Origin of the sequence: Micromonospora sicca, from assembly GCF_003172935.1 — a bacterium.
Taxonomy (GTDB): Bacteria; Actinomycetota; Actinomycetes; order Mycobacteriales; family Micromonosporaceae; genus Micromonospora; species Micromonospora sicca.
This window is the reverse complement of sequence record NZ_QGKS01000405.1, coordinates 1-5,065: the sequence shown is the minus strand read 5'-3', so window position 1 is coordinate 5,065 and position 5,065 is coordinate 1. Positions and strand designations below refer to the sequence as shown.

5 protein-coding genes are annotated in these 5,065 nt (G+C 73.8%); 3 read left to right on the top strand and 2 right to left on the bottom strand.

Translation table 11 applies throughout. The features are described 5' to 3' along the window. Nucleotides 1–20: 20 nt before the first annotated feature. Together DKT69_RS31430 and DKT69_RS31425 are read right to left on the bottom strand one after the other, a co-directional pair. Nucleotides 21–947, bottom strand: coding sequence for an ROK family protein (locus tag DKT69_RS31430; protein ID WP_109805057.1), 927 nt, complete (start codon nt 945–947; stop codon nt 21–23). Beyond that, the gene (locus DKT69_RS31425; protein WP_109805056.1) at nt 944–1,873 is read right to left on the bottom strand and encodes an SIS domain-containing protein; all 930 of its coding nucleotides are present in this window, start codon (nt 1,871–1,873) and stop codon (nt 944–946) included. The genes DKT69_RS31430 and DKT69_RS31425 overlap by 4 nt, the downstream gene beginning before the upstream one ends. A gap of 199 nt (nt 1,874–2,072) precedes the next feature. Between DKT69_RS31425 and DKT69_RS31420 the strand changes: the two genes are divergently transcribed. The 3 genes from DKT69_RS31420 to DKT69_RS31410 all read left to right on the top strand — a co-directional run bounded on the left by DKT69_RS31420 (nt 2,073) and on the right by DKT69_RS31410 (nt 4,975). After that, nucleotides 2,073–2,858 (top strand): DeoR/GlpR family DNA-binding transcription regulator, encoded by a 786-nt coding sequence (locus DKT69_RS31420; RefSeq protein WP_109805055.1) that lies wholly within the window; start codon nt 2,073–2,075, stop codon nt 2,856–2,858. A 99-nt stretch (nt 2,859–2,957) separates the two neighbouring features. After that, complete coding sequence (locus tag DKT69_RS31415) at nt 2,958–3,965, top strand: ATP-binding cassette domain-containing protein (RefSeq protein ID WP_109805054.1); 1,008 nt, start codon at nt 2,958–2,960, stop codon at nt 3,963–3,965. Continuing rightward, entirely contained in the window at nt 3,962–4,975 is a 1,014-nt protein-coding gene (locus DKT69_RS31410; RefSeq protein ID WP_109805053.1) for an ABC transporter permease subunit, read from the top strand. Before DKT69_RS31415 ends, DKT69_RS31410 begins: the two co-directional genes overlap by 4 nt. The last annotated feature ends 90 nt before the right edge of the window (nt 4,976–5,065 follow it).

Here is a 5,065-nt window from a genome sequence, read left to right as displayed (position 1 = left end):
CCTCAGTCCGGGTGGGCGGGTCAGGGCCGGGGTCGGGCGTCCAGGGCCAGCAGCGCGGCGCCGAGGCAGCCGGCCTCGTCGCCCAGGGCCGCCGCGACCAGGCGTGGCTCCCGGTGGAACGTCAGTCGCTCGCGCAGCGCCCCACGCAGCGGGTCCAGCAGCCGGGGACCGGCCTGGGCCAGCCCGCCGCCGATCACGATGGTCGCCACGTCGAAGAGGGCCTGCCCGGTGGCCAGCCCGTCGGCGAGCGCCTCGACGGCCTCCCGCCAGACCCGGCCGGCCAGCGGTTCACCGGCCGTGGCCCGGTCCGCCACCTCGGCGGCGGTCGCCGGGTCACCGGCCAGTTCCGCGTACCGGCGGCCGATCGCGGCGGCCGACGCCACCGCCTCGAGGCAGCCGGGGCGGCCGCAGCCGCAGCGCGGGCCGTCGGGGCGTACCAGGATGTGGCCGATCTCCCCGGCGGCGCCGTGCGCGCCGACGGCGGCCGACCCGTCGACCACGTGGGCGGCGGCGATGCCGGTGCCGATCGCGACGAAGAGCACGTGGCCGCTGCCCTGCCCGGCGCCGAGCCGGGCCTCCGCCAGGCCCCCCACGCGCACGTCGTGGCCGAGCGCCGTCGGCAGGCCGAGCCGCGCCTCCGCCAGCTTCCGCAGCGGTACGTCCCGGAAGCCCACGTTCGCCGACCAGACCGCCACCCCGCGGGCCTCGTCCACCACCCCCGGTACGGCGATGCCGCAGGCCACCGGCGTCAGCCCGTCGGCGCGGGCCTTGCCGGCCAGCCCCTCGGCGACCTCCAGGACCGTGTCGACCACGGCGTCCGGGCCGCGCCCGGCGTCGGTGGGGTGCCGTTCGGCGTGCACCACCGCGCCGTCCGGGCGGACCAGGGCGCACTTCATCCCGGTGCCGCCCACGTCCAGCGCGACGACGACCTGGGTGGCTGCGGTCACGCGAGGACCACGGAACGGGTCAGGTGGCGGGGCGCGTCGGGGTCGAGGCCGCGGCTGGTGGCGAGCGCGACGGCGAACCGCTGGGCCAGGATCAGGTCGGCCATCGGGTCGACCGGGGTACGCCCGGCCGCCCAGCTGGTCAGCACCGTGTGGCAGCCATGGGTGCGGCTGTGCACGAACGCGGCCCCGGTGGCGGCGACGTCCTCGGGCAGCCCGTCGGGGATCGGCCCGAACGCCCAGACCAGCCGGCCCGGGGCGGCCACCGAGATCGGGCCGTGCCGGTAGTCCATCGCCGGGTACGCCTCGGCCCAGAAGGTGGCCGCCTCGCGGCACTTCAGCGCGGCCTCCTGGGCCAGCCCGACGGTCCAGCCCCGACCGAGGAAGGTGACCTGCTCGATCCCGGCCGGGTCGATCGGCAGCGGGGCCCGGACGGTCACCTCGGCGTCGGCGGCCAGCGCGCCCACGTTGTCGCCGAGGTGGGCGCGGAGCAGCGCCAGCGCGGTGGTGGCGAAGCGGGTCTGCACCACCGACCGCTCGTCGGCGAAGGGCATGGTCACCGCCGCGTCGGCCAGCGCGACCGCCGGGGAGCCGGGGTCGCCGACGAGCACCGTCGTGGGCACCTGGCCGCGCAGCGCGGACAGCAGCTCCAGCACCTCGGTGGTGGTGCCGGAGCGGGTGATCGCGATGAGCCGGTCGTAGCGGCGGCCGGCGGGGAACTCGGAGGCCTGGAAGGCGTCGGTCTCGCCCTGACCGGCGTGCTCGCGCAGCCCGGCGTACGCCATCGCCATGAACCACGACGTGCCGCAGCCGACGACGGCGACCCGCTCGCCGGGGCGCGGCAGGCGGTCGGCGACGGCCGGGGCGAGCTGCGCCGCCTCCCGCCAGCAGTCGGGCTGGCTCGCGATCTCCGCGTGCACGTGTGCCATGACAACTCCTCGCAGGGGAGACCGTTGCGCAATGCGGCTCGTTATGGCCGTCTTTCGCGCGTTATTCTGCGCGAGCCCGGGCGGCCCTCGCAACCAGCTCCCAGATCGCGCAGCCCAAGGTTTTGCGTACCGGCAGTTTCGCGCACTACTGTGCACGCAATCAATCACCCTTCGTGCAGAGTCTCTGGAGGCCCCCGCGGTGGACCGCTACGCCCGATGGAACGCGCTGCTCGAGATGCTGACCGACAGCGGTCGGGTCAGCGTCGAGGAGGCAGCCGGGCGCCTGGACGTCTCCCAGGCGACCATCCGGCGTGACTTCGACCAGCTCGCCCAGCAGCAGATGATCACCCGGACCCGGGGCGGCGCGGTGGCCAACGGCGTCTCGTACGACCTGCCGTTGCGCTACAAGACCGCCAAGCACTCGGCCGAGAAGCAGCGGATCGGGGCGGCCGCCGCGGCGCTGGTGACCCCCGGGACCGTGGTCGGCCTCAACGGCGGCACCACCAGCACCGAGGTGGCCCGGGCCCTGGCCGTCCGGCCGGATCTGAACACCAGCGCCGAGGGTGCCCAGCTCACCGTGGTCACCAACGCCCTGAACATCGCGAACGAGCTGCTGGTCCGCTCGCGGATGAAGGTGGTGGTGGCCGGCGGCGTGGTCCGGCCCAAGTCGTTCGAGCTGGTCGGCCCGCTGGGTGGGGCGCTGCTGCGCGAGGTGACCCTGGACATCGCCCTGCTCGGCGTGGACGCCATCGACCCGCAGCTCGGCGCCGCCGCCCATCACGAGGGCGAGGCGGCGATGAACAACCTGATGGTCGCCCGCGCCAAGCGGGTGGTGATCATCGCGGACTCGTCCAAGCTGGGCGGTCACGCGTTCGCCCGGATCTGCTCGGTGGACCGGGTGGAAACCCTGGTCACCGACTCCGGCGCGGCCTCCGCCGTGGTGGGGGCCTTCCGCGACGCGGGCGTGCACGTCATCTGCGCCTGAGGCGGAATCCGGGAAATCCCGATGCATACCCGGTATTGTCTCTCGCTGCATACCGCGTATGGTGTCCGCTGTCACCATCACACATCGGGGGAGGTCAGCTTGTCGGCTGTCCTGGAGATAGCAGGTCTCCGCAAGACGTACCGGAGTCGCCGGCGCGGGGTACGGCACGCGCTCGACGGCTTCGACATGCGGGTCGAGGCGGGCCAGGTGCACGGCTTCCTCGGCCCCAACGGGTCGGGCAAGACCACGACCCTGCGGACGCTGCTCGGCCTGATCCGGCCGAACGGCGGCCGGATGGCGATCCTCGGCCACGAGGTGCCGCAGGCGCTGCCGGTGGTCGCCGGCCAGGTCGGGGCGATCGTGGAGAGTCCGCAGTTCTTCCCGCACTTCTCCGCGCGGGACACCCTCGGCCTGCTCGCCGGAGCGGGGCAACTGCCCCGGCAGCGGGTCGACGAGGTGCTCGAGCTGGTCGGGCTCCGCGACCGGGCCGGCGAGCGGGTGAAGACCTACTCGCTCGGCATGAAGCAGCGGCTCGCGGTCGCCTCCGCGCTGCTCAAGAACCCCAAGCTGCTGATCCTCGACGAGCCCGCCAACGGCCTCGACCCGGGCGGCATCCGCGAGATGCGCACCCTGATGCGGGACCTCGCCGCCGCTGGCATGACCGTGGTGCTCTCCAGCCACATCCTCGGCGAGATCCAGCTCATCTGCGACTCGGTCACCATCATCTCGCTGGGCCGCCGGGTCGCCTTCGGCCCGGTGGAGCAGGTGCTCGCGGAGCACTCGCAGGGCGCGGTCCGGGTCCGCGTGGAGGCGGTCAGCGACCTTCCGCAGGCCGCCGAGGTGCTCACCCGGGCCGGGGTGCGGGTCGCCGCCGAGCCCGACCACCTGATGCTCGCCGGCGTCGACAAGCCGGCCACGGTCAGCCGCCTCCTCGCCGAGCAGGGCCTGTACGTCAGCGAGCTGGCGCCGGTCGCCGTCGACCTGGAGAGCGTCTTCCTCGAACTGACCGCCACCGCGCCGGTACCCGGCCAGCACCGGCAGGTCGACCAGTCCACGAAGGTCGGTGAGCCGGGCGTCGGCGGCACCGGGGGAGGTTTGGGCGCATGAGCCTGTACGTCACCGAGCTGCGGCGGCTGGCCAAGCGCCGGCTCACCCGGCTGCTGCTGGTGCTGCTCGTCCTCGGGCTGGCCGGCATCGCCACCGCCTTCAGCTTCTCCAGCCACAAGCTCTCCCCCACAGTGGTCGCGGAGGCGCAGGCGAAGTCGGACGCCGACTACCGGCAGGCGGTGAAGGACTGGGAGAAATCGGTCGCCGACTGCGACGCCGCCGTCGCGCGCGGCGAGAAGACCGAGGACCGGTACGGCCCCGACTGCGGCCGGCAGTGGCAGCCGCAGCCGGAGATGTTCGACCCGAAGTGGAACCTGCCGTACCAGTTCGACTTCCGCGGCGAGTTCGGAAACTTCATCGCTGTCTTCGCGGGCGCCGTCGCGCTCTTCGCGTTCCTGGTCGGCGCGTCGTTCGTCGGGGCCGAGTGGAGCTCCGGCGGGATGATGAACCTGCTGCTCTGGCGCCCGAAACGACTGGCCGTGCTCGGCACCAAGCTGGCCGCCGTGCTGACCGCCGTGCTCGGCGTGAGCGTCGTGCTCGGGGCGCTCTGGACGCTGGCCTTCTGGCTGATCGGCACGTACCGGGGCAGCACCGCGAAGATGACGTCCGGGGTCTGGCAGTCCACCGCCATCAGCGGCGTCCGGGCGCTGGCCCTGGTGCTGGCGGTGGGCGCGGTGGCCTTCGCGCTCGCCTCGCTCGGCCGGCACACCGCGATGGCGCTCGGCGCCGCGGTCGGCGTCGGCGTGATCAGCGAGGTCGGCATCCGGATCGCCGTCGCGATGGCGGGGGTGCGCTTCGGGGACCGCTACGTCCTCTCCACCTACGCCCTGGCGTGGTTCCAGAAGCAGTGGAAGCTGATCGACTACCGGTCCTGTGACTTCGCGCAGGGGCAGTGCAATCCGAAGGAGATGCTGATCACCTGGCAGGACTCCGCGCTGGTGCTCGGGCTGGGCGGTGCCCTGGTGCTGATCGCCGCCTTCTGGACGATGCGCCGCCGGGACATCACCTGACGGTGGTCGCCGCGGACGCCGCGTCCGATGCGCTCGGGGCGGGCCCTGGTTAGGCTGGGGTCCCCCCGGTCGGCGCCACCGCGCCGGCCC